General features: G+C 60.3%; 21 protein-coding genes. 7 read left to right on the top strand and 14 right to left on the bottom strand.

Annotated features, from left to right (window positions below; translation table 11 throughout):
* Positions 1–25 precede the first annotated feature (25 nt).
* The 8 genes from tsaE to H4I99_RS15375 all read right to left on the bottom strand — a co-directional run bounded on the left by tsaE (position 26) and on the right by H4I99_RS15375 (position 9,767).
* Positions 26–1,540: a tRNA (adenosine(37)-N6)-threonylcarbamoyltransferase complex ATPase subunit type 1 TsaE gene (gene tsaE / locus H4I99_RS15410; RefSeq protein ID WP_163902450.1), complete on the bottom strand. Its 1,515-nt coding sequence runs from the start codon at positions 1,538–1,540 to the stop codon at positions 26–28.
* Positions 1,537–4,095: a PAS domain-containing sensor histidine kinase gene (locus H4I99_RS15405; protein WP_163905976.1), complete on the bottom strand. Its 2,559-nt coding sequence runs from the start codon at positions 4,093–4,095 to the stop codon at positions 1,537–1,539. The genes tsaE and H4I99_RS15405 overlap by 4 nt, the downstream gene beginning before the upstream one ends.
* A 239-nt stretch (positions 4,096–4,334) precedes the next feature.
* On the bottom strand, positions 4,335–5,735 hold the full coding sequence (ahcY, locus tag H4I99_RS15400) for an adenosylhomocysteinase (RefSeq protein WP_163902452.1): 1,401 nt from the start codon (positions 5,733–5,735) through the stop codon (positions 4,335–4,337).
* Between the two features lie 172 nt (positions 5,736–5,907).
* On the bottom strand, positions 5,908–6,180 hold the full coding sequence (locus H4I99_RS15395) for an HPr family phosphocarrier protein (protein WP_163902454.1): 273 nt from the start codon (positions 6,178–6,180) through the stop codon (positions 5,908–5,910).
* Positions 6,181–6,201: 21 nt separating this feature from the next.
* Positions 6,202–6,603, bottom strand: a complete 402-nt coding sequence (locus H4I99_RS15390; RefSeq protein ID WP_163902456.1) for a PTS sugar transporter subunit IIA — start codon at positions 6,601–6,603, stop codon at positions 6,202–6,204.
* A 123-nt stretch (positions 6,604–6,726) separates the two neighbouring features.
* Entirely contained in the window at positions 6,727–7,194 is a 468-nt protein-coding gene (locus H4I99_RS15385) for an HPr kinase/phosphorylase (protein ID WP_163902458.1), read from the bottom strand.
* On the bottom strand, positions 7,191–8,972 hold the full coding sequence (locus tag H4I99_RS15380) for a sensor histidine kinase (RefSeq protein ID WP_163902460.1): 1,782 nt from the start codon (positions 8,970–8,972) through the stop codon (positions 7,191–7,193). The genes H4I99_RS15385 and H4I99_RS15380 overlap by 4 nt, the downstream gene beginning before the upstream one ends.
* 72 nt (positions 8,973–9,044) lie before the next feature.
* Positions 9,045–9,767 (bottom strand): response regulator transcription factor, encoded by a 723-nt coding sequence (locus H4I99_RS15375; protein ID WP_194362135.1) that lies wholly within the window; start codon positions 9,765–9,767, stop codon positions 9,045–9,047.
* Between the two features lie 339 nt (positions 9,768–10,106).
* Here H4I99_RS15375 and H4I99_RS15370 point away from each other — a divergent pair, with 339 nt between their 5' ends.
* The 4 genes from H4I99_RS15370 (at position 10,107) to H4I99_RS15355 (ending at position 13,478) form a co-directional block, all read left to right on the top strand.
* Positions 10,107–11,717, top strand: a complete 1,611-nt coding sequence (locus H4I99_RS15370) for a phosphoenolpyruvate carboxykinase (RefSeq protein ID WP_163902461.1) — start codon at positions 10,107–10,109, stop codon at positions 11,715–11,717.
* Positions 11,718–11,815: 98 nt separating this feature from the next.
* The gene (gene arfB / locus H4I99_RS15365; protein WP_163902463.1) at positions 11,816–12,250 is read left to right on the top strand and encodes an alternative ribosome rescue aminoacyl-tRNA hydrolase ArfB; all 435 of its coding nucleotides are present in this window, start codon (positions 11,816–11,818) and stop codon (positions 12,248–12,250) included.
* An 88-nt stretch (positions 12,251–12,338) separates the two neighbouring features.
* The gene (gene lysM, locus H4I99_RS15360; protein WP_163902465.1) at positions 12,339–12,812 is read left to right on the top strand and encodes a peptidoglycan-binding protein LysM; all 474 of its coding nucleotides are present in this window, start codon (positions 12,339–12,341) and stop codon (positions 12,810–12,812) included.
* 39 nt (positions 12,813–12,851) lie between these two features.
* Entirely contained in the window at positions 12,852–13,478 is a 627-nt protein-coding gene (locus H4I99_RS15355) for an alpha-ketoglutarate-dependent dioxygenase AlkB family protein (protein WP_163902467.1), read from the top strand.
* A 49-nt stretch (positions 13,479–13,527) separates the two neighbouring features.
* Here the strand turns inward: H4I99_RS15355 and coaA are convergent, their stop codons facing one another.
* From coaA to hisB, 6 genes are all read right to left on the bottom strand, one after another.
* The gene (gene coaA, locus H4I99_RS15350) at positions 13,528–14,523 is read right to left on the bottom strand and encodes a type I pantothenate kinase (protein ID WP_099055930.1); all 996 of its coding nucleotides are present in this window, start codon (positions 14,521–14,523) and stop codon (positions 13,528–13,530) included.
* Entirely contained in the window at positions 14,520–14,843 is a 324-nt protein-coding gene (locus H4I99_RS15345; protein WP_163902468.1) for a phosphoribosyl-ATP diphosphatase, read from the bottom strand. Before H4I99_RS15345 ends, coaA begins: the two co-directional genes overlap by 4 nt.
* Positions 14,844–14,860: 17 nt before the next feature.
* Entirely contained in the window at positions 14,861–15,649 is a 789-nt protein-coding gene (gene hisF, locus H4I99_RS15340; RefSeq protein ID WP_163902470.1) for an imidazole glycerol phosphate synthase subunit HisF, read from the bottom strand.
* 14 nt (positions 15,650–15,663) lie between these two features.
* Positions 15,664–16,398 carry a 1-(5-phosphoribosyl)-5-[(5-phosphoribosylamino)methylideneamino]imidazole-4-carboxamide isomerase gene (hisA, locus tag H4I99_RS15335; RefSeq protein WP_163902472.1) on the bottom strand — a complete coding sequence of 245 codons (735 nt, stop codon included), beginning with the start codon at positions 16,396–16,398 and terminating at the stop codon, positions 15,664–15,666.
* A 31-nt stretch (positions 16,399–16,429) separates the two neighbouring features.
* Positions 16,430–17,080: an imidazole glycerol phosphate synthase subunit HisH gene (hisH, locus tag H4I99_RS15330; RefSeq protein ID WP_163902473.1), complete on the bottom strand. Its 651-nt coding sequence runs from the start codon at positions 17,078–17,080 to the stop codon at positions 16,430–16,432.
* A 98-nt stretch (positions 17,081–17,178) separates the two neighbouring features.
* On the bottom strand, positions 17,179–17,787 hold the full coding sequence (gene hisB / locus H4I99_RS15325; protein WP_099055935.1) for an imidazoleglycerol-phosphate dehydratase HisB: 609 nt from the start codon (positions 17,785–17,787) through the stop codon (positions 17,179–17,181).
* A gap of 209 nt (positions 17,788–17,996) precedes the next feature.
* On the opposite strand from hisB, the gene hslV reads away from it, so the two are divergent.
* The 3 genes from hslV to H4I99_RS15310 all read left to right on the top strand — a co-directional run bounded on the left by hslV (position 17,997) and on the right by H4I99_RS15310 (position 20,989).
* Positions 17,997–18,524 (top strand): ATP-dependent protease subunit HslV, encoded by a 528-nt coding sequence (hslV, locus tag H4I99_RS15320; protein ID WP_163902475.1) that lies wholly within the window; start codon positions 17,997–17,999, stop codon positions 18,522–18,524.
* 49 nt (positions 18,525–18,573) lie between these two features.
* Positions 18,574–19,881 carry an ATP-dependent protease ATPase subunit HslU gene (hslU, locus tag H4I99_RS15315; protein ID WP_163902477.1) on the top strand — a complete coding sequence of 436 codons (1,308 nt, stop codon included), beginning with the start codon at positions 18,574–18,576 and terminating at the stop codon, positions 19,879–19,881.
* Positions 19,882–20,041: 160 nt separating this feature from the next.
* The gene (locus H4I99_RS15310; protein ID WP_163902479.1) at positions 20,042–20,989 is read left to right on the top strand and encodes a DUF1402 family protein; all 948 of its coding nucleotides are present in this window, start codon (positions 20,042–20,044) and stop codon (positions 20,987–20,989) included.
* The last annotated feature ends 17 nt before the right edge of the window (positions 20,990–21,006 follow it).

Here is a 21,006-nt window from a genome sequence, read left to right as displayed (position 1 = left end):
AGGTTCAGTATGAACCTGACACACTCTAGACCGAGCCGATTCCAACCCGTGTGCACCAGTCGCGCAAGGGGGCGAGAGCCTCATGTTCGAAGGCGACGGACAGATGCCACAGGGTTCTCGGCATATGCTTCATATAGCCCGGCTTGCCGTCGCGTTGAAGAAGACGGATCCACAAACCGTTCAGCTTGCAGGCCCGCTGTGCCGACATGATCGCCCAGCTCTTGAGGAAATTCGCCTCGTCGAAGGCCGGGCTCTTCCGGCGCAGCGAGAGATAGTCTTCCATCAGCCGGTCGACGAGAGGCCGCTCGACGGTAACGCGGGCGTCCTGAACGATGGAAACGAGGTCGTAGGCCGTCGGCCCGATCATGGCGTCCTGAAAATCTAGAAGGCCAATCCTGTCGCTTGCCTGCCTGTCACCGCGCCAGATGATGTTGGGCGAATGGAAGTCCCTGAGAACCAGCGACTTCTCCGCATCCGCAAGCGCATCGATCAGCCCGTCCCAGATCGCCAGATATTCAGCCCGTTCTTCCGTCGTCGCGGGCTTGCCGTCGCGTTTCCACGGAAGATGCCAGTCGATCAGAAGCTCCGCTTCCATCTTCATGGCGGTACGATCATAGTCGGGAATACGATGCACCAGTCCGCCATTGAAGGTGATTTCGCGGGGGAAGGATACCTCGTGCAGGGCTGCGAGGCATTCGACGCTCGCCTGATAGCGCTCCTGTATAGGAACGCCGTTGCTGTCGAGAACGGTTTCAGGACCGAAATCCTCGATCAGCAGGATACCGTTTTCGCAATCGCTCTCGTAAATTTCCGGGGCGGCGAAACCCTTGTCCCGCAGGGCGCCGGCAACGGCGACGAAGGGATAGACGTCCTCCGCCAGATGCACGATCTGCGAATAGGGCTTGCCGTCGCGGATCGGCGGCCCATCCGGCTGGCGCGGCGAATCCATCAGGATCCTTCGCGGCCCTTCTGCCGGGTAGATGTACTCATACGCGCGCGTGGAGGCGTCGCCAGTCAGGTGTCTCCGACGGGCGCCGGCCAGACCGTGGCTGTCGAGGAAGCCCCTGATGGAAAGCACCCGCGATATTCTTGCGAGCTTGGCGGTTTCGGCCTCGATAACGACCTGTCGACCGCCACTGACCTCGAAGGCAAAACGGATATCGATCCGGCGGGCGGGCAGGGCGGTTCCCGCCTTTTCCGGCCATTCCACCAGACATATGCCATCCTTCAGCGCGTCCTCGAAACCGAGTTCGTCCAGTTCGCCCGGGTCGCTGAGCCGGTAGAGATCGAAATGCGCGACCGGAAGGCGCAGATCGTAGTTCTGCACCAGCGTGAAGGTGGGGCTCGGAACCTCGAGCTCGCTGTCATCGGCCATGGCGCGGAGCAGGGCGCGGCAAAGCGTGGACTTTCCGGCACCAAGGTCGCCCCACAGAGCAACGCAGTCACCAGGCTTGAGGGCAAGCGCGAGATCCTCGCCAAGTTGCTGGGTGGCTGCTTCGGAGGGCAGGAAGAGAGAAATACTGTTCTGGCTATCGGTCATTCTGCGGCAACGGATTGGGGCATGACGGCTGTCGGTATACGGCACGCAACAGTCGTACCGCGCCCGGGTGTGCTGTCAATGGAGACCTGACCGTTGTGGAGGTTGACGAAGCTTTCGACGATGGAAAGACCGAGGCCCGCGCCGGTGCGCCGGCCGCCCTTGCCGTTGGTGGAGAAGCGGTGGAACACGGTCGCCAGCATGTCGGGCGTCATGCCGCAGCCATTGTCGTGAACGGTGAAGACGAAATCGCTGTCTTCGCGCCAGCACTTCATTTCAACGGCGGATCCTTCCGGCGCGAAATTGACTGCGTTGGTCAGGATCTTGACGAGGATCTGCTTCAGTCGCTGCTGGTCCGCGACGATATGACCGAGCTTCGCTGATGCCGCGATCTCCAGCGTCACATTGCCTTCCTGAAGGCGGTCGGTCATCTGCATCGACACGTCGTCGAGCAGATCGTTGAGATCGATATCGGAATAATCGAGCCGCATGATGCCGGCGTCGACCGTCGCCAGATCGAGAATGTCGTTGACGATGGTCAGCAGCACTGAAGACGAGGTGGAGATATGGTCTATATATTCGGCCTGCCGCTCGTTGAGCGAGCCGATCGTCGGCGTCTTGAGAAGGTCGGTAAAGCCGATGATGTTGGTCAGCGGCGAACGCAATTCGTAGGAGACGTGCTGGACGAAATCGTTCTTCAGCTCGTCGGCCTTGCGCAGCGCCTCGTTCTTTTCTTTCAATGCACGCTCGGCCCTGACACTGTCGGTAATGTTGACGAAAGTCAGCATGGTCTGGGCGTTCGGCAGCGGTGTCACCGCATAGTCGAGCACGAGGCCGGAATAGAGCTCCAGCGTGCCCTGGCTGGAGGGACGCTCGTCCTCGAAGCTGGTGATGATCTTGCTGAAACTCTTCCAGCCGTCCGGCTTGTCGTAGGAAGGCGCGCAGGCCGTTTCGATGGCACGGATATGGGTTCCATGCCGCGCTTCGGCTTCGGTGATGCCCCAAAGCGCTCGGAATGCCGGGTTGGAAAGCTGGATGCGGCCATCCGGACCGAACACAGCAACGCCTTCAGAAAGATGATCGATCGTTTCGCCCTGTACGCGCAGCAGCGTGTTGTAGCGTGTTTCGAGATCAACCTGTTCGGTGAGGTTTTCAAAGACCCAAGTAGCGCCCCCCTGCGGATGCGCCGATGCGATGACACGAAGTGTCTGGCCGTTCGGCAGATGCCAGAGTTCCGTTTGCGTATCGAGCGAACGGTAGACCGCAAGTGTGCTTTCCTTCCAAGCTTTCCAGCTCAGCTGTTCCGGCAGCTTGTGCGCCGAACGTAGCCTGTCAAGCAGTTCCGCGTGGTCGGGCCGGGTTTCGAGGAACGCATGGTCGAGTTCCCAGAGCTGCACGAAGGCCTGGTTGAAGAACTGCAGCCGACGGTTGCCATCGAAGATTGCAACGGGCGTCGCCAGATGATCGAGTGTTTCGGCATGGCTCTTCAGCGTTCGCTTCAGCTCCTCGCGAAGAGCCTCCTTCTGGGAGACGTCGATCGCCATGCCGCATGAGCCTGAAGGGCCGCGCACGTCAACCACGTCATAAAAGGTCCGGTTGCCCCTCACAGCTGTGGAGACGGTGTCGTGGAATGGGGATTCAGGCGTGACACTCGCTTTGATCTTCTCGCGGGTCAGGCTGGTCAGAACCTCGCGGCTCTCGCGTACGGCCTGATCGGGAGACCCGGCCTCGACCGCTTCGCTGTAGGCATGGTTGACCCAGAGCAGCCGGCCGTCGGCATCCCTTTGCCATACAGGCTGCTCGATGGCATCCAGAAGAGCTTCGAAGGTGGCGATGGACGTTTTCAGGCGGTTGCGTTCGATCTTGAGTTCGGCAAGTTCGGCCCGCAGGTTGTTAAGCGCGACAAAATGGGCAAAGGCGCGTCCGCCCGAAAGCCGGCCCTGGACTTCCAGAACCTCTCCCCGCTGGGTCTCAACGATGAGATCAAAGCTGTGGGCGTCGAAGCGGAGCTTCTCGATTGCCTTTTCAAGTTCTCCTGCCGAAGACGGTTTCAGCCATCGGCCAAAGGCAAGGAAATCGCTGTCGGACGGCGGAGCACCCGTTTCAACTGGTAGCTGTCCGAGGAATTCCGGGCGGTTCTGTCCGTCCCAGATGACGATCCGACGATTCTTGTCGGCAATCAGCGCCTGATAGCGTGAAATCTGCTGGTTGGCCTCGGACAGTGCGGAACGCATTTCCGCTCCCTCGCTCTCAAGGCGCGCGCGCTGGCGGATCAGCCAGACGGCCGAAACGAGCGCAGCGGAGATGATGCCGATCACGAGGGAATAGCCGACGGTTTCCACGGAGGTGAAAAGTCGCTCGGCCGGGGACGACGTCTGTGCGCGGGCAAGTCCGGGAACGATCAGTCCCGTGAGCGCCGTGGCACCCATGCAGACCGACCAGATCTGCATAAGCTGGTATCGTTTGCGTCCACGCAACGCCTTCGCAGGGCGCAGCTTCGCCTGGTCATCAGCCCGCTTCTCCGCCTGACCGAAGCCGCTCAAGCCAAGGCGTGCCATCGTTTCCCGCACGAGCGGGCCGCTATCATTTACCGACATATTCGGTCTGTCTCCGTCCTATGTGCCGCATTGTCGACAAGACATCCCATTTCGTGTCGCATCCCTCCGGCCGCGCCACGAATCAAGTTCTAAAACAATACTGCCTTAGGGAATCTGCGGGAAGGCCGGAGGCCAAAAAAGAGGCCACGCCCTTTGTCAAGGACGCGGCCACTATATCTTGTGGATAGATTGTCGGCTAATTAATAGCGATAGTGTTCGGCCTTGAACGGACCGGCCTTTTCGACGCCGATATAGCTTGCCTGTTCTTCAGACAGCTCAGTGAGTTTCACGCCGAGCTTTTCGAGATGCAGGCGCGCGACCTTTTCGTCGAGGTGCTTCGGCAGGATATAGACGTCGTTCTTGTATTCGCCGGGCTTGGTGAAAAGCTCGATCTGGGCAAGCACCTGGTTGGTGAACGAGGCCGACATTACGAAGGACGGATGGCCGGTTGCGTTGCCGAGGTTGAGCAGTCGCCCTTCGGACAGAAGGATCATGCGGTTGCCCTTGGGGAACTCTACGATATCAACCTGCGGCTTGACATTGGTCCATTTCAGATTGCGCAGTGCGGCGACCTGGATCTCATTGTCGAAGTGACCGATGTTGCCGACGATCGCCATGTCCTTCATCTCGCGCATGTGCTCAATGCGGATGACGTCTCGGTTGCCGGTCGTGGTGATGAAAATGTCTGCTGAAGAGACGACATCTTCCAGCGTAACGACTTCAAAGCCATCCATGGCGGCCTGCAGGGCGCAGATCGGGTCGATTTCGGTGACCTTCACGCGGGCGCCGGCGCCGCGTAGCGAGGCAGCCGAACCCTTGCCGACGTCGCCGTAACCGCAGACTACGGCGACCTTGCCGGCCATCATGACATCGGTGCCACGACGGATGCCGTCGACCAGCGATTCCTTGCAGCCATACTTGTTGTCGAATTTCGACTTGGTAACCGAGTCGTTGACGTTGATGGCCGGGAAGGGCAGGAGGCCCTTCTTGCTGAGTTCATAGAGGCGGTGAACGCCAGTGGTGGTTTCTTCCGTTACGCCACGGATCGCGTCGCGCTGCTTCGTGAACCAGCCAGGCGAGGCCTTGAGGCGCTTCTTGATCTGGGAGATGAGGATTTCTTCCTCCTCCGAACCAGGGTTGGAGAGCACGTCCTCGCCGGCTTCGGCGCGGGCGCCGAGCAGGATGTACATGGTGGCATCGCCACCATCGTCGAGGATCATGTTGGAAACGCCGCCATCGGTCCACTGGAAGATCTGGTCGGTATACTGCCAGTAGTCCTCAAGCGACTCGCCCTTGATCGCGAAGACCGGAATGCCGGCAGCGGCAATGGCCGATGCCGCGTGGTCCTGGGTCGAGAAGATATTGCAGGAAGCCCAGCGCACTTCTGCGCCGAGGGCCACCAGAGTTTCGATCAGCACGGCGGTCTGGATCGTCATGTGCAGGGAGCCGCTGATGCGGGCACCCTTCAGCGGCTTGCTTTCACCGAACTCGGAACGGCATGCCATGAGGCCCGGCATTTCGGTCTCGGCGATGTTGATTTCCTTGCGTCCGAAATCGGCGAGGCCGATGTCGGCGACGACGTAGTCCTTGTGTGTGCTCATGAATCTCTCCGGCTGAAACGAGGTCGGTGTTCAGTCTTTTCAACGGACGCGCACGTCCATATCTACCCGATCATCGAAATGTTCGGTCTCCTGGAGAGCATCTAGCAGGGAATGGAGCTTGAGGCAACAAGATATAAAGAAGTCTTTATGTCTTTATATGTCTACTGAAATACTAGGCTTCCTCGCCGAACTTGTCGCCGACGAGGCGGGAGAGGGCTTCCAGCACGACTTCGGCATCCGCGCCGGTCGCCGTGACAAGAATGCTGCAGCCCGGACTTGCCGCCAGCATCATCAGGCCCATGATCGAGGTTCCGCCGACCGTCGTGCCGTCTTTGGTGACTTGGACGATGGCATCGAAACCGCTGACGGTCTGGACGAATTTTGCCGAAGCTCGAGCATGAAGGCCGCGCTTGTTGGTGATCAGCATTTCTCGGGAGAGTGACATCTCGGGCTGCTCTCCGGGTGCTTACTTGCCGCTCAGGACGCGGCTGGCGACATTGATGTACTTGCGGCCGGCTTCCGATGCTTCGACCAGCGCTTTTTCCATGTCGTTGTCGCCCCGCACACCGGCGAGCTTGATCAGCATCGGCAGGTTGACGCCCGCAATCACTTCGATACGGCCGCTGTTCATCACGGAAATTGCTAGGTTCGACGGCGTACCGCCGAACATATCGGTCAGAATGATGACGCCATGCCCGTCGTCCGCACGCATGACGGCATCCAGGATATCCTGCCGACGCTGGTCCATGTCGTCTTCGGGACCGATCGACACCGTTTCGATGAATTTCTGGGGGCCAACCACATGTTCCACCGCGTGATGAAACTCTTCAGCCAGCTTGCCATGAGTGACAAGCACTAGTCCGATCATACTTCTACTGCCCCCTTGCCTGCGCAAACAGCCGGCCAGATAACCTAACGTTCAAGCCGCGTCCATCTGTGGGACGCCATCTTGGCGATGAAAAACGGAAGTTCAAGCGCAAACTGCGATGCCTCATGTTGGGCGGGTGGCGACTTCAGTCGCAATCAGGGCCTTTATAAAGGCAAATGGCATTCGAGCGCCAGTGGGCATGCGCAGGGCAGGAAGCGTTATTTCTGCCGTAAGTGTCGCGGTTTCGTGCTCCGGCGGCAGTCTTTCTCCGTCCTGGCCGAGCAGGATGGCATAATGCAGCAGGGCACGTGGCACGTTCTCGACTCTGACGATGCCAGCATGTCGAAGCTCGAGTAGGCCCCTGATGGTCTCCGGCCTGCGGGCCAGCACATTGGTGCCGTGCCGGGAAACGAACACCTGATCGTCGGAAATCAGTGCCGCAAAATCACCCGCGAGACGGGCCTCCGCCATGCAGTAGAAGGCAAGCGCCGATTTGCCAGCACCTGAGGGACCGAGGAAGATCAGGCCGGTCGTTCCGACGACGATGGCCGTACCGTGAACATTGCTCTCGGCCGTCCAATCCGCGGTCATGGAGTATTTTCCGCCGGTAGCGACAGGATGAAGCGCGCGCCGAGCAGTCCGCCGCTTTCGGGGTCGACGATGTTTTCTGCTCGCAGCGTACCGCCATGGGCCTCGGCGATCTGCCGGCTGATCGACAGGCCAAGACCGGAATTCTGCCCGAAGCCCTCGCGTTCCGGACGGTCGGTATAGAAGCGCTCGAAGATGCGGTCGATATTTTCGGCCTGGATACCGGGACCGTTATCCTCCACCTGGATCAGGCAGCGCCCGCGGGTGCGGGAAAGCCGCACGGTAATCTTCCCGCTGACATCGGGAACGAAGGAACGGGCATTCTCGATCAGGTTGGTAACGATCTGGCCAAGCCGCAGGTCGTGGCCGTTGACCATGAAGCGCTGTTTTGCTCCCGGCTTCTGGTCGATGATGTAGTCGATTTCGACCGGCTTTTTGCTGCTGCGGATCTGCCGGGAGACTTCGACGAGGCTTGAGATCAACACCTCGAGGTCAAGCGGCTTGGCGTCGCTACGCGCGAGTTCCGCGTCAAGGCGCGATGCGTCCGAGATGTCGCTGATCAAGCGGTCGAGGCGTCGAACGTCATGCTGGATGACATCCATCAACCGCTGTCGGGAATTGTCGTTCTTGGCGAGCGGCAGTGTTTCGACGGCGCTTCTAAGAGATGTGAGCGGGTTCTTCAGCTCATGGCTGACATCGGCCGCGAAACTCTCGATCGCGTCAATCCGGTCGTAGAGCGCGGTGGTCATTTCGCGCAGCGCGATGGAAAGATTGCCGATCTCGTCCTGACGGGAGGAAAAGTCGGGGATTTCCTCGCGCTCCTTGGCCCCCCGCCGTACGCGGATCGCCGCTGCCGCAAGGCGTCGCAACGGATTGGCGATGGTTGAGGAGAGGAGCAGCGACAGCACGATGTTGACCAGCGTCGCGACGCCGAAGACCCTGAGAATGGCGAGGCGTTCGGCGTGCACGATCTTGTCGATGTCGCCGGCCTGGGTGGAAAGCAGCAGGACGCCGAGCACGGCCCGCGAGCGCTGCACCGGAACTGCAACTGAAACGATGAGCTCTCCACCTTCGGTGACGCGCACGACTGCACCGCGCACCCCGGTCAGCGCATTCATCACTTCCGGATAGATTGAGCCGTCGCCGCCAGGCGCTTCCTTGTAGACCGGCAGATTGCTCGGTTGAAGCATTGAGTTGAAAGTGCGCGCGACCCAGTCGGTCAGGCCAGAGCTTTCACCGTCCACTGGCGGCAGGTCGAATCGCAGCACCTGTCCGCGAGAATAGAGGTGGCGCGAATCGAGCAGCAGGTTGGCGTCGGCGTCGAACAGCCGTGCCCGTGTGCGGGTGGGAGAAATCAGTCGCCGCAGGACGGGCGCCACGCGCTCGGGATTGATCGGGAAATCCAGATCCTCGTCGCTCGGAACCGGCGTGATGCTCTGGCCAGCCTGCAACTCAAGCAGTTTCTGCGGATCGATGGTGATCGAATTGGTGTCGACCGATGCCGAGGCGGAAATCGCCCCGGCGATGATTTCACCCTGGGTAAGCAGGCTTTCCACGCGGGCATCGATCAGCCCCTCGCGGAACTGGTTAAGATACATGATGCCGCCGACCAGCACGATGATGGCCGCGAGGTTGAAGAACACGATCCGCCGCGTCAGGCTGGAAAAGAGGGCGTGCCCGAAGATGCGGCGGATAATCGTGAAGGGATGTACCAGGAAGCGACGCGGTTCTGTCAGGCTTTCCAGTTCATCGAGATTTCCGTCGGCAACCTGCTTGGCCAAGTCTTACCCTTTCGCGCATACACGTCCGTCTTCCCGCATCCGTGGATGCGAGGAAAACCGGACCGGCGCACCTCACGCAGCTTCGCGGAAGCGGTATCCTACACCGTAGAGCGTTTCAATCATGTCGAACTCGACATCGACCATCTTGAACTTCTTGCGAAGCCGCTTGATGTGGCTGTCGATGGTGCGGTCGTCCACATAGACCTGTTCGTCATAGGCCGCATCCATCAATGCGTCACGGCTCTTGACAACGCCGGGGCGTTGCGCAAGCGACTGCAGGATGAGGAATTCGGTGACGGTGAGGGTAACGGGATCGCCCTTCCAGGTACAGGTGTGACGCTCCTGGTCCATCACCAACTGCCCACGTTCCAGGGTTCGGGCCTGCACTTCCGCACCGGTCTTCGCCGGTCCGCCGGCAGCGAGGGTTTCGCGGCTTGCGGCGCGGCGAAGGATCGCCTTGACACGCTCGACTAGCAGGCGCTGCGAGAACGGCTTGGTGATGAAATCGTCGGCGCCCATCTTCAGGCCGAACAACTCATCGATTTCCTCGTCCTTGGAGGTGAGGAAGATCACTGGCAGGTCAGACTTCTGCCGGAGGCGGCGAAGCAGCTCCATGCCGTCCATGCGCGGCATCTTGATGTCGAAGATCGCCAGCTGCGGAGGTCGCGCCAGGAGACCGTCGAGCGCCGAGGCGCCGTCGGTATAGGTCTCGACCTTATATCCTTCCGCTTCGAGTGCGATGGACACCGAAGTGAGGATATTGCGGTCGTCGTCTACGAGGGCGATCGTCTGCATACTGTTTGTCTCCGTCAACATGAAGCACGGCTCCTGGTATCATTCCCAGCCCAGGTGGTGGCGGTCAGGATGCGCTTAATGAGGATAAAGGTGGAACAAATTGTGGCAAAGATAAAGGGTGTCGGTGTCGCACATCCAGGGTAGAGGCGCAAATGGTCCGCTATTTGCCGTTTCCAGCTCGTCATGCAAACCGATTTAAAAATGAAGATTTCCATTTAAATCGATTAAATATTTGAAATTATTGAATGTTTTCGAATTGCTATCTTGCGTTTTGAAATTTCGAACACTAGGTTCCCCACCATTCGAACCCAACGGCCCCATAGTAGAGGAAGTGTGCTTATGGAGGAAATCGGTGTAAACAATCCCCTGGTAGGGGTAGCGGCAATCGGATTGGGTGATGCTTCGCGCGTCTATTACAATCTGCTTGAGCGCGATCTCTATCAGGAATCGATTCGCCGTGGCGAAGCCGAGCTTACCGCTGACGGAGCACTTTGCGCCGTCACCGGCCAGCACACCGGCCGTTCCGCAAAAGACAAGTTCATCGTTCGCGACGGCAACACCGATGGCGTGATCTGGTGGGACAACAACAAACCGATGTCGCCCGAGCACTTCGGCATCCTCCACAAGGACATGCTGGCTCATGCGGCCGGCCGGGAATTCTTCGTGCAGGACCTGATCGGCGGCGCCGATGCCGAAAACGCACTGCCGACCCGCGTCATCAGTGAATTCGCTTGGCATTCGCTGTTCATCCGCAACCTGCTGATCCGTCCGGAGCGCTCCGCTCTGGCAAGCTTCCAGCCGAAGCTGACGATCATCAACCTGCCGAGCTTCCGTGCAGATCCGGCCCGTCACGGCTGCCGCACCGAGACCGTCATTGCCTGCGACTTCACCAACGGCATCGTGCTGATCGGTGGCACATCCTACGCCGGCGAGATGAAGAAGTCAGTCTTCACCGCCCTCAACTACCTGCTGCCGCCCAAGGGCGTCATGCCGATGCACTGCTCGGCAAACGTCGGCCCGGCCGGCGATGCTGCAGTCTTCTTCGGCCTGTCCGGCACCGGCAAGACCACGCTTTCGGCCGATCCGAGCCGCACGTTGATCGGTGACGACGAGCACGGCTGGGGCGAAGACGGCATCTTCAACTTCGAAGGCGGCTGCTACGCCAAGACTATCCGTCTGTCGGCCGAAGCCGAGCCGGAAATCTACGCGACCACCAAGCGTTTCGGCACAGTTCTCGAAAACGTCGTTCTCGATGAAAGGGGCGTTCCGGACTTCAACGATGCGTCGCGTACGGAGAATACCCGTTGCGCCTATCCGCTGCACTTCATCCCGAATGCATCGGAAACCGGTATTGCCGGCCATCCGAAGACGATCATCATGCTGACGGCAGACGCTTTCGGCGTGCTTCCGCCGATTGCTCGGCTGACGCCGGAACAGGCCATGTACCACTTCCTCTCCGGCTACACCGCAAAGGTTGCCGGCACTGAAAAGGGCGTGACCGAACCGGAAGCGACCTTCTCGACCTGCTTCGGCGCTCCGTTCATGCCGCGCCACCCGGCTGAATACGGCAACCTGTTGCGCGACCTGATCGCCAAGCACAACGTCGATTGCTGGCTGGTCAATACCGGCTGGACCGGCGGCGCCTATGGCATCGGCAGCCGCATGCCGATCAAGGCCACCCGTGCCCTGCTCACCAGCGCACTGAATGGCGAACTGAAGAAGATCGAAACCCGTGTCGACCCGAACTTCGGATTCGCGGTACCGGTCGCGGTAGAAGGCGTCGAGACCAAGATCCTCGACCCGCGTTCGACCTGGGCCGATGGCGCGGAATACGATGCGCAGGCCAAGAAGCTGGTGGCGATGTTCATCACCAACTTCGCCAAGTTCGAAGACCATGTGGACCACAAGGTGCGCGCGGCTGCTCCGAGCGCCAACATCGCTGCGGAATAATCGCGGAGTGAATGAATGATGAAGACCCGGCGGTTCCACCGCCGGGTTTTTGTTTTTCGGCATCATCGATTATGAGGAGGGTCGAACGGAGACCGACCATGGCCAGCGACGCGCTCTACATCAGCAACCGGATCACCATCGCCGGATGGGAACTGACCGAGCAGTTCGTGCTGGCGGGCGGGCCGGGCGGACAGAACGTCAACAAGGTTTCGACGGCGGTCCAGCTGTTCTTCAACATCTCGGGATCGCCTTCGCTCAATGATCGCGTCAAGGAAAACGCGTTGAAACTCGCCGGTCGTCGCGCCTCCAAGGAGGGTGTGCTGATGATCGAGGCGAGCCGCTTTCGTAGCCAGGAGCGAAACCGGGAAGATGCGCGCGAGCGGTTGAAGGAGCTTATTCTCGCCGCCGCCGCCCCCCCGCCGCCACCGCGCAAGAAGACCAAACCGACCAAGGGTTCGGTGGAGCGCCGCCTGAAGGAAAAGTCCGGGCGATCCGAGGTCAAGAAAATGCGCGGCCGTCCCGGCGGCGAATGATAAAGAGTGACATGTTTTAGATAATTGCTTGTGTTTTGATGCCTGGTGGTTTCATCTTGCAATTGCAAAAGGATAACAGGAGGTACCCATGGGTCTTTTCAGCTTTATCAAGAGCGCCGGCAAGAAGCTCGGCATCGGCGGCGATGACGAAGCGCCGGATGTCGAGGCGGTCAAGAAGGAGCTTGCCTCCCATGATCTCGGAACCGACAAGGTCGACGTGGAAGTCGTGGACGACAAGATTGTCCTGAAGGGCGTGGTCAAGGATCAGTCCATCTTCGAAAAGGCCGTGGTCGCTGTCGGCAACACTCTCGGCGTTTCCAAGGTCGAGGCCGGTGAACTGAAGATTGCCGAAAATCCGGCAGCTACACCCGCACCTGCCAAGGAGCCGGTTTTCTATACGGTGAAGAAGGGCGACAACCTCTGGAAGATCGCTGAGGCGCAGTATGGCAAGGGCAAGGGCGTCAAGAACACGCTGATCTTCGAAGCCAACAAGCCGATGCTCACCCATCCCGATAAGATCTACCCCGGCCAGGTCCTGCGCATTCCGGAACTCGCCGACTGATATGCCAAGGCGGCAGCCTCCGGGCTGCCGATGACGAAAATGGCAGAAAACAACAAGCGCAGTCTGCCGGACGGGCTGCGCTACTATCCAGATTTCATCGAGCGTGTTGATCAGGAGAAGCTGGTCGAGATCATTCGCGGCATCGTCGCGGAAGCACCACTCTTCGTGCCAGCCATGCCCGGTACTGGGAAACCAATGTCGGTCAGGATGACCAATTGCGGCCCGCTCGGCTGGGTCACGGACAAGGAAAGCGGCTATCGCTACCAGTCGACCCATCCCGTGACAGGACGGCCATGGCCTCCGATCCCCGACATACTGCTCGATATCTGGAAACGGGTATCCGGCTATGAAGGGGAACCCGAGGCCTGTCTGGTCAACTATTACGACGATTCCGCGCGCATGAGCCTCCATCAGGACCGCGACGAGAAGGAATTCGCCGCACCTGTGGTTTCGATCTCGCTCGGCAACAGCTGCCTCTTCCGGGTAGGAGGCGTCAACCGCACCGATCCCACCATGTCGCTGAAGCTGAAAAGTGGTGACGTCTTCGTCATCGGAGGCGAGGGACGCCTTTGTTTCCACGGTGTAGACCGCGTCTATCCCTCGACCTCGACGCTCCTGAAGAATGGCGGTCGGATCAACCTCACGCTGCGGCGGGTCAATCCCTGATGATGTAACGGCTCTCGTTTGCGGCGAAACTCAGAGATCGCCGCGCGTTTCAGAGTTTCCGGAGAGCGACCTTCTCGACGAGGTGGTTGTCACCCTTGCGCAGGATGAGATCGGCGCGCGGGCGGGTCGGCAGGATGTTTTCCCTGAGATTCTTCAGGTTCGTATTCTGCCATAGGCCCTCGGCGATCTTCAGCGCCTCTTCCTCGCTGATGGCGGCATAGCGATTGAAGTAGGAGTTCGGATCGCGGAACGCCGTCTGCCTGAGCCGCATGAAGCGGTCGACATACCAGCGGTGAATCAGGTTCTCGTCGGCGTCGATATAGATCGAGAAGTCGAAGAAGTCCGAGACGATCGGCACGATCTTGCCGTCGGCCGGCAAATCGCGCGACTGCAGCACGTTGATGCCCTCGAAGATGAGGATATCCGGCCGGTCGATGACCTTGAACTCATCCGGCAGCACGTCGTAGGTCAGGTGCGAATAGCTCGGCGCCTTGACGTTCGGCAGGCCCGCCTTGATCGCGGACAGGAAGCGCAGCAGCGCGCCGATATCGTAACTCTCCGGGAAACCCTTGCGGTTCAGCATGTTGTGCCGAATGAGATGTGCATTCGGATAGAGGAAGCCGTCGGTTGTGACGAGATCCACTTTCGGGCTGGAGGGCCAGCGTGCCAGAAGTTCCTTCAGGATACGGGCGGTCGTCGACTTTCCGACCGCGACCGAACCAGCGATCCCGATCACGAACGGCGTCTTCGCGACGTCCGAGGTGCTGAGAAACCGGTTGCGCTGCTCGAAAAGAAGCTGCGAGGATTCGACATGCGCCGACAGAAGACGCGACAGCGACAGGTAGATGCGACGCACTTCGTGTAGGTCGATCGGGTCGTCGATCGAACGCAGCCGGTGAACCTCGTCTGCCGTCAGCGTCAGCGGTGTGTCGGCGCGGAACCGGGCCCACTCCTCTGAATCGAAGAAGAGATAGGGCGAATAGCCATTCGCCTCGAAATGATCGAGCATTTCTGGCGTTTCGGATTCCCGGGGCGCTGTTGTCATGGATCCTGCCGGCTGGCCTTTTCGCTCAGGCCTGTCTGGGCTGTACGCCGCTGAAGCTCCTGCATCACCGCTTCTAGCGGGATATCGGCAATTTTCAATACGACCATAAGATGATAGAGCAGGTCCGCACTCTCGTAGACGAGGTTTTCCCTGTCGTCCTTGATGGCAGCAATCACCGTTTCCACGGCTTCCTCGCCCAGTTTCTTGGCGGCTTTCGACTGTCCGCCGGCCACCAGCTTTGCCGTCCAAGACTCGTCGGGTCGCGCCGTGGCGCGTGTCGCGACGATGCTCTCGAGATCGGTGAGGGTAAACTCGGTCATGATCCTTGCGTGTCCTGTCAGTCGAGCCGCATGGCGATGCCATGCTGCGCCATATATTGCTTGGCCTCGGTTATCGAATACGTACCGAAGTGGAAGATGGAAGCGGCGAGAACGGCGGTCGCGTGGCCTTCGCTGATGCCTGCCACCAGATCGTCAAGCGTGCCGACGCCGCCAGAGGCGATAACCGGAACGCGCACGGCGTCCGCAATGGTCCGTGTCAGCTCGAGGTCGTAGCCTGATTTCGTGCCGTCGCGATCCATCGACGTGACGAGCAGTTCGCCGGCGCCGCGCTCGACAACCTGCTTCGCGAATTCCACGGCATCGATGCCGGTCGGGTTGCGGCCGCCATGGGTGTAGATCTCCCAGGCGCTCATGTTGTCGCCGCCGGCCGCCTGCGTGCGCCGCCGCTTGGCGTCGATCGAGATCACGATGCACTGGTCGCCGAACTTGTCGGCGGCCTCCGCAACGAAATCCGGGTTCTTCACCGCAGCGGAATTGATCGCCACCTTGTCGGCTCCGCAGAGCAGCAGCTTGCGGATGTCGGCGATGCTGCGCACCCCGCCACCGACGGTGAGTGGCATGAAGCAATGCTCGGCGGTGCGGGTCACCACATCGAAGATCGTGTCGCGCCCGTCGGAGGAGGCGGTGATGTCGAGGAAACAGAGTTCGTCGGCACCGGCGGCGTCATAGGCCTTGGCCGCCTCGACGGGGTCGCCGGCATCGATCAGGTCGACGAAGTTCACGCCCTTCACGACGCGGCCGTCCTTGACATCCAGGCAGGGAATAACGCGGGCTTTCAGCGTCATCGGTGGTTCCTCGTTCAGGATCTTGCGGCGCGGATCAGCGCCAGCGCTTCCGCGGGATCTATCCGGCCATCATAAAGCGCGCGGCCGGAAATCGCACCTTCGAGTTTTCGGGCATCCGGTTCCAGCAAGCGGCGGATGTCGTCGAGCGATGCAAGCCCGCCGGACGCGATCACCGGGATGGAAACGGCATCGGCAAGCGCCAGCGTCGAGGGCCAGTTGATGCCGGCGAGAATGCCATCACGGTCGATATCCGTGTAGATGATCGCCGCGACGCCTGCGCCTTCGAATTTCCTGGCAAGCTCGATTACGCCGAGTTCGGAGGCTTCCGCCCAGCCTTCGACTGCGACCTTGCCGCCCTTGGCGTCGATTCCGACCGCGATCTTGCCGGGGAAGAGCTTGCAGGCCTGGATGACGAGTGCGGGATCGCGCACCGCCACGGTGCCGAGGATGACACGGGAAAGTCCGCGTGAAAGCCAGTTCTCGATATGCTCGAGCGTGCGGATGCCACCGCCGAGCTGGACCGGGTTCTTCGTCGCCTTGAGGATCGCGTCGACGGCACTGCCGTTGACGCTTTCACCGGCGAAGGCGCCGTTCAGGTCGACCACGTGCAGCCATTCGAAGCCCTGGTCCTCGAAGGCTTTCGCCTGCGCGGCGGGATCGGCGTTGTAGACGGTTGCCTGCTCCATGTCGCCGAGCTTGAGGCGCACGCACTGGCCGTCTTTCAGATCGATTGCGGGAAAGAGGATCATGCGAATTGTCCGATATTGGATGAAATGAGAATTACGGGGCCCAGGCGAGGAAGTTCGCAATGAGCTTCAGGCCGAGCTTCTGGCTCTTTTCCGGATGGAACTGGGCGCCCGCCATGTTGTCGCGACCGACGAAAGCCGTCATCGGGCCGCCGTAGTCGGTGGTGGCGATGACGTCGCCGGGGTTTTCCGCGGCGAGATGGTAGGAATGCACGAAATAGGCGTGCAGGCCATCGGGGCCGGTCTCGATGCCGTCGAACAGCGGATGCGGCCGATTGAGCGTCAGTGTGTTCCAGCCGATCTGCGGGATCTTCAACGTCGGATCGCTCGGCGTCATCTCGACGACATCGCCCTTGATCCAGCCGAAGCCTTGCGTGACGGTCTTTTCCAGCCCGCGCGACGACATGAGCTGCATGCCGACGCAGATGCCGAGGAACGGCCGCGCCTTCTTCTCGACTGCATCGACAAGCGCCTCATGCATGCCGGAGACGGCGTCGAGACCGTTGCGACAATCGGCATAGGCGCCAACGCCGGGAAGCACGATGCGATCGGCCGATGCCACCCGCTCCGCCTTGTCCGTCAGGTCGATTTCAGCGTCGATGCCGCTTTCCCGGGCTGCGCGCTCGAAGGCCTTCGTCGCGGAACGCAGATTTCCCGAACCATAATCGATGATCGCAACGCGCATCGTCGAATATCCTTTCTATCGGAGCCTGGAGACCCGGGATCAACCAAGACGCCGCTTTCGCGGTCCGGTCGCCGGCCATCCGCCCCTGTCGTTTGCTGTCAGACCAGCGTGCCCTTGGTGGAGGGAACGCGGCTCGCCTGCCGGGGATCGATTTCGACTGCGGTTCGCATTGCCCGCGCCACGGCCTTGAAGCAGGTCTCCGCTATATGGTGATTGTTGGCGCCATAATGGTTGAGCACATGCAGCGTGATGCCGGCATTCTGCGCCAGCGCCTGGAAGAATTCACGAACGAGTTCGGTATCGAAGGTGCCGATCTTCGGCGCGCTGAACGATACGTTCCAGACGAGGAACGGCCGGCCCGAAACGTCGATTGCCGCCTTCGTCATGGTTTCGTCCATGGCAAGATCGATCGAGGCGTAGCGGGTGATGCCACGCCGCTCGCCGAGCGCCTTGGAAATCGCCTGGCCGATCGCAATGCCTGTGTCCTCGACGGTATGATGGTCGTCGATGTGCAGGTCGCCCTTCACCTCGATGTCCATGTCGATGAGCGAATGTCGGGAAAGCTGGTCGAGCATATGATCGAAGAAACCGACGCCCGTGGAAATCTTCGCCTTGCCGGTGCCGTCGAGATTGACGGAAACGGAAACCGAGGTTTCGTTGGTCTTGCGGGAAATGCTTCCCGAGCGCGGGGTGGCTGCTTCGCCCATTAAGGTCTGCTCCATGCTGAGGACCGGGAACCCGGGCCCTGATGAGCGCTCCTTATCAGGCACAGCGGTAAATATCCAGCAAAAGCAGGCATAGGCTGCTGGGGTCGGCAGCGAGATTGTATTCGACGGCGCTTCACCTACATAGGGCTCAACGGGGCCGTGTCGCGCCCCCAGGAAAACAGTCCCCTACGGGACCAGACAGGTGCCCAATGACAACGATTATTACTGTACGAAAGGGCGGCAAGGTCATCATGGCCGGCGACGGGCAGGTGAGCCTCGGCCAGACGGTCATGAAGGGCAATGCCCGCAAGGTGCGGCGCATCGGCAAGGGCGAGGTGATCGCCGGTTTCGCCGGTGCCACGGCTGACGCCTTCACGCTGCTCGAGCGGCTTGAAAAGAAGCTCGAACAATATCCGGGCCAGCTCATGCGCGCGGCCGTCGAGCTCGCCAAGGACTGGCGCACCGACAAGTATCTCCGCAATCTCGAAGCCATGATGCTCGTCGCCGACAAGACCATCACGCTTGCGATCACCGGCAATGGCGACGTGCTGGAGCCCGAGCATGGGGCGATCGCGATCGGCTCCGGCGGCAATTACGCCTTCGCCGCAGCGCGCGCCATGATGGATTCGGACAAGTCGGCGGAAGAAGTGGCCCGCCGCGCCATGGCGATTGCCGCTGACATCTGCGTCTACACCAATGACAATGTCGTGGTGGAAACCCTCGACAGCGACAATTGATCGGCCCGATCCGTCATCATCAACCCATTCGACCCTTTGGAACATCGATATGACAACCTTTTCTCCCCGTGAGATCGTCTCGGAACTGGACCGCTTCATCATCGGCCAGCACGAGGCCAAGCGCGCAGTGGCGATTGCGCTGCGCAATCGCTGGCGCCGCCAGCAGCTTGATGAGACGCTGCGCGACGAAGTGATGCCGAAGAACATCCTGATGATCGGCCCGACCGGCGTCGGCAAGACGGAGATCTCCCGCCGCCTCGCCAAGCTTGCGGGCGCACCCTTCATCAAGGTGGAAGCCACCAAGTTCACCGAAGTCGGCTATGTCGGCCGTGATGTCGAACAGATCATCCGCGATCTCGTCGAGATCGGCATCGGCCTCGTTCGTGAAAAGAAGCGCGCCGAGGTTCAGGCCAAGGCCCATGCCGGCGCCGAGGAGCGGGTGCTCGACGCGCTCGTCGGCTCTACCTCTTCGCCGGCGACCCGTGACAGCTTCCGCAAGAAGTTGCGTAGCGGCGAACTGGACGACAAGGAAATCGACATCGAGGTCGCAGACAGCGGCAGCGGCATGCCGGGCTTCGAAATCCCGGGCATGCCTGGCGCCAATGTCGGTATCCTCAACATCTCCGAAATGTTCGGCAAGGCCATGGGCGGCCGCACCAAGAAGGTGCGCACCACCGTCAAGGCATCCTATGCCGACCTGATCCGGGATGAGTCCGACAAGCTGATCGACAACGAGGTCATCCAGCGCGAGGCCGTGCGCTCCGTCGAGAACGACGGCATCGTCTTCCTCGACGAGATCGACAAGATCGCGGCTCGTGACGGCGGCGTCGGCGCCGGCGTTTCTCGCGAAGGCGTGCAGCGCGACCTGCTGCCGCTGGTCGAGGGCACGACGGTTTCGACCAAATACGGCCCGGTGAAGACGGACCATATCCTCTTCATCGCGTCCGGCGCCTTCCACGTGGCCAAGCCTTCGGACCTTCTGCCGGAGCTTCAGGGCCGCCTGCCGATCCGCGTCGAGTTGAAGCCCCTCAGCAAGGAAGATTTCCGTCGCATCCTGACCGAGACCGAGGCGAGCCTGATCCGCCAGTACAGGGCGCTGATGGCGACGGAAGACCTCGATCTCGAATTCACCGAGGATGCGATCGACGCACTTGCTGATGTCGCCGTGAAGCTGAACACGTCCGTCGAGAACATCGGCGCACGCCGCCTGCAGACCGTGATGGAACGGGTGCTCGACGACGTTTCGTTCAATGCGCCTGACCGCGCGGGCTCCTCGATCATGATCGATTCCGATTATGTTCAAAAACATGTCGGCGGGATCGCGCAGGATCTGGATCTGTCGCGCTACATTCTGTGACGCAGGAGCATCTATTTTCGTGCTTTTGCCCCCAAATCGCACGAAAGTGACATATCTCCCGGTCGACAACGGCGGCTTCGCTTATGTAAGTGAAGTCGCCGCCCGGGCTTATCCCCCGCGGTAGCCGATCGGAAAGTGAAGTCTGGAGGGCAAACGGATCGTGGCACGTATCATTTCGGCAATTCTTCTGGCGCTTCTTGTGATGGCGCCTGCTGGTCTGCAGGCAGCGCCTGTGGCAGTGCCCGCGGGGAACCGCAATGCCGAACAACCTGCCATTCCCGGAGCTTCCGTCCGCCGTACCAAGGCGGGAAAGACCACGTTCGACGTCAAGTATGAAAAAGTGCGCGACCTTCTGGCCTCGGATAAGCGGCTGATGTCGAAGATCCGCAGTACGGCGTCTGCCTATGGCATCGACCCGATCCACATGATCGGGGCAATCGTCGGCGAGCATACCTATAATGTCGACGCCTACGACAATCTGCAGAGCTATTACGTGAAGGCGGCCTCCTATGCAGGCAACAGCTTCCGCTTCGCCTACAAGGGCGAGGATGTCGATGATTTCGTTGCCCGCCCGGAATTTGCCGAATGCGAGGGCAAGGATGACTCCTACGCGCTCTGGACCTGCCGCGAAGACGTCTGGAATGCCAAGTTCAAGGGCCGCTCGGTTGGCGGCAAGTCCTATCCCGACAATCGCTTCAGCGCTGTTTTCTTCCAGCCTTTCTATGCGGGCCAGACCTTCGGCCTTGGCCAGATCAATCCGCTGACGGCGCTGATGATGTCGGACCTCGTGGCCCAGAAGTCGGGTTATGCCAAGCTGGACGAGACCGATGCGGCCGGCGTCTACAAGGCGATCATGGACCCGGATATCTCGCTTGCCTTCATGGCGGCGGTTATCCGCAAGTCGATTGACGATTACAAGTCGATTGCCGGCATGGATATCTCGACCAATCCCGGCGTGACCGCGACGCTCTTCAATGTCGGTAATTCCAGGCAGCGGGCGCAGGCGCTGGCACGAAAGAACGCCGGTGGATCCACGGTCTGGCCGGAGGAAAACTATTACGGCTGGCTGGTGAATGATCGGCTCGATGAGCTGGAAAAGCTGCTCTGAAACGGACTAGAAACGGT

Origin of the sequence: Paenirhizobium daejeonense, from assembly GCF_014280875.1 — a bacterium.
In the GTDB taxonomy this organism is placed as follows: Bacteria; Pseudomonadota; Alphaproteobacteria; order Rhizobiales; family Rhizobiaceae; genus Allorhizobium; species Allorhizobium daejeonense.
This window is presented reverse-complemented; position numbering and strand designations above follow the sequence as displayed.

Coding starts and splice junctions, on each gene's coding strand:
- H4I99_RS15405 (WP_163905976.1), bottom strand. CDS start 4,095: ATGGCACGCCTTGGCTTGAGCGGCTTCGGTCAGGCGGAGAAGCGGGCT.
- hisA (WP_163902472.1), bottom strand. CDS start 16,398: ATGATCCTCTTTCCCGCAATCGATCTGAAAGACGGCCAGTGCGTGCGC.
- hslV (WP_163902475.1), top strand. CDS start 17,997: ATGACAACGATTATTACTGTACGAAAGGGCGGCAAGGTCATCATGGCC.
- coaA (WP_099055930.1), bottom strand. CDS start 14,523: ATGACAACAGCGCCCCGGGAATCCGAAACGCCAGAAATGCTCGATCAT.
- hisF (WP_163902470.1), bottom strand. CDS start 15,649: ATGACGCTGAAAGCCCGCGTTATTCCCTGCCTGGATGTCAAGGACGGC.
- H4I99_RS15385 (WP_163902458.1), bottom strand. CDS start 7,194: ATGACCGCGGATTGGACGGCCGAGAGCAATGTTCACGGTACGGCCATC.
- tsaE (WP_163902450.1), bottom strand. CDS start 1,540: ATGACCGATAGCCAGAACAGTATTTCTCTCTTCCTGCCCTCCGAAGCA.
- hisH (WP_163902473.1), bottom strand. CDS start 17,080: ATGCGCGTTGCGATCATCGATTATGGTTCGGGAAATCTGCGTTCCGCG.
- H4I99_RS15355 (WP_163902467.1), top strand. CDS start 12,852: ATGGCAGAAAACAACAAGCGCAGTCTGCCGGACGGGCTGCGCTACTAT.
- arfB (WP_163902463.1), top strand. CDS start 11,816: ATGGCCAGCGACGCGCTCTACATCAGCAACCGGATCACCATCGCCGGA.
- H4I99_RS15395 (WP_163902454.1), bottom strand. CDS start 6,180: ATGTCACTCTCCCGAGAAATGCTGATCACCAACAAGCGCGGCCTTCAT.
- H4I99_RS15375 (WP_194362135.1), bottom strand. CDS start 9,767: ATGCAGACGATCGCCCTCGTAGACGACGACCGCAATATCCTCACTTCG.
- ahcY (WP_163902452.1), bottom strand. CDS start 5,735: ATGAGCACACACAAGGACTACGTCGTCGCCGACATCGGCCTCGCCGAT.
- hslU (WP_163902477.1), top strand. CDS start 18,574: ATGACAACCTTTTCTCCCCGTGAGATCGTCTCGGAACTGGACCGCTTC.
- H4I99_RS15345 (WP_163902468.1), bottom strand. CDS start 14,843: ATGACCGAGTTTACCCTCACCGATCTCGAGAGCATCGTCGCGACACGC.
- H4I99_RS15370 (WP_163902461.1), top strand. CDS start 10,107: ATGGAGGAAATCGGTGTAAACAATCCCCTGGTAGGGGTAGCGGCAATC.
- H4I99_RS15390 (WP_163902456.1), bottom strand. CDS start 6,603: ATGATCGGACTAGTGCTTGTCACTCATGGCAAGCTGGCTGAAGAGTTT.
- lysM (WP_163902465.1), top strand. CDS start 12,339: ATGGGTCTTTTCAGCTTTATCAAGAGCGCCGGCAAGAAGCTCGGCATC.
- hisB (WP_099055935.1), bottom strand. CDS start 17,787: ATGGGCGAAGCAGCCACCCCGCGCTCGGGAAGCATTTCCCGCAAGACC.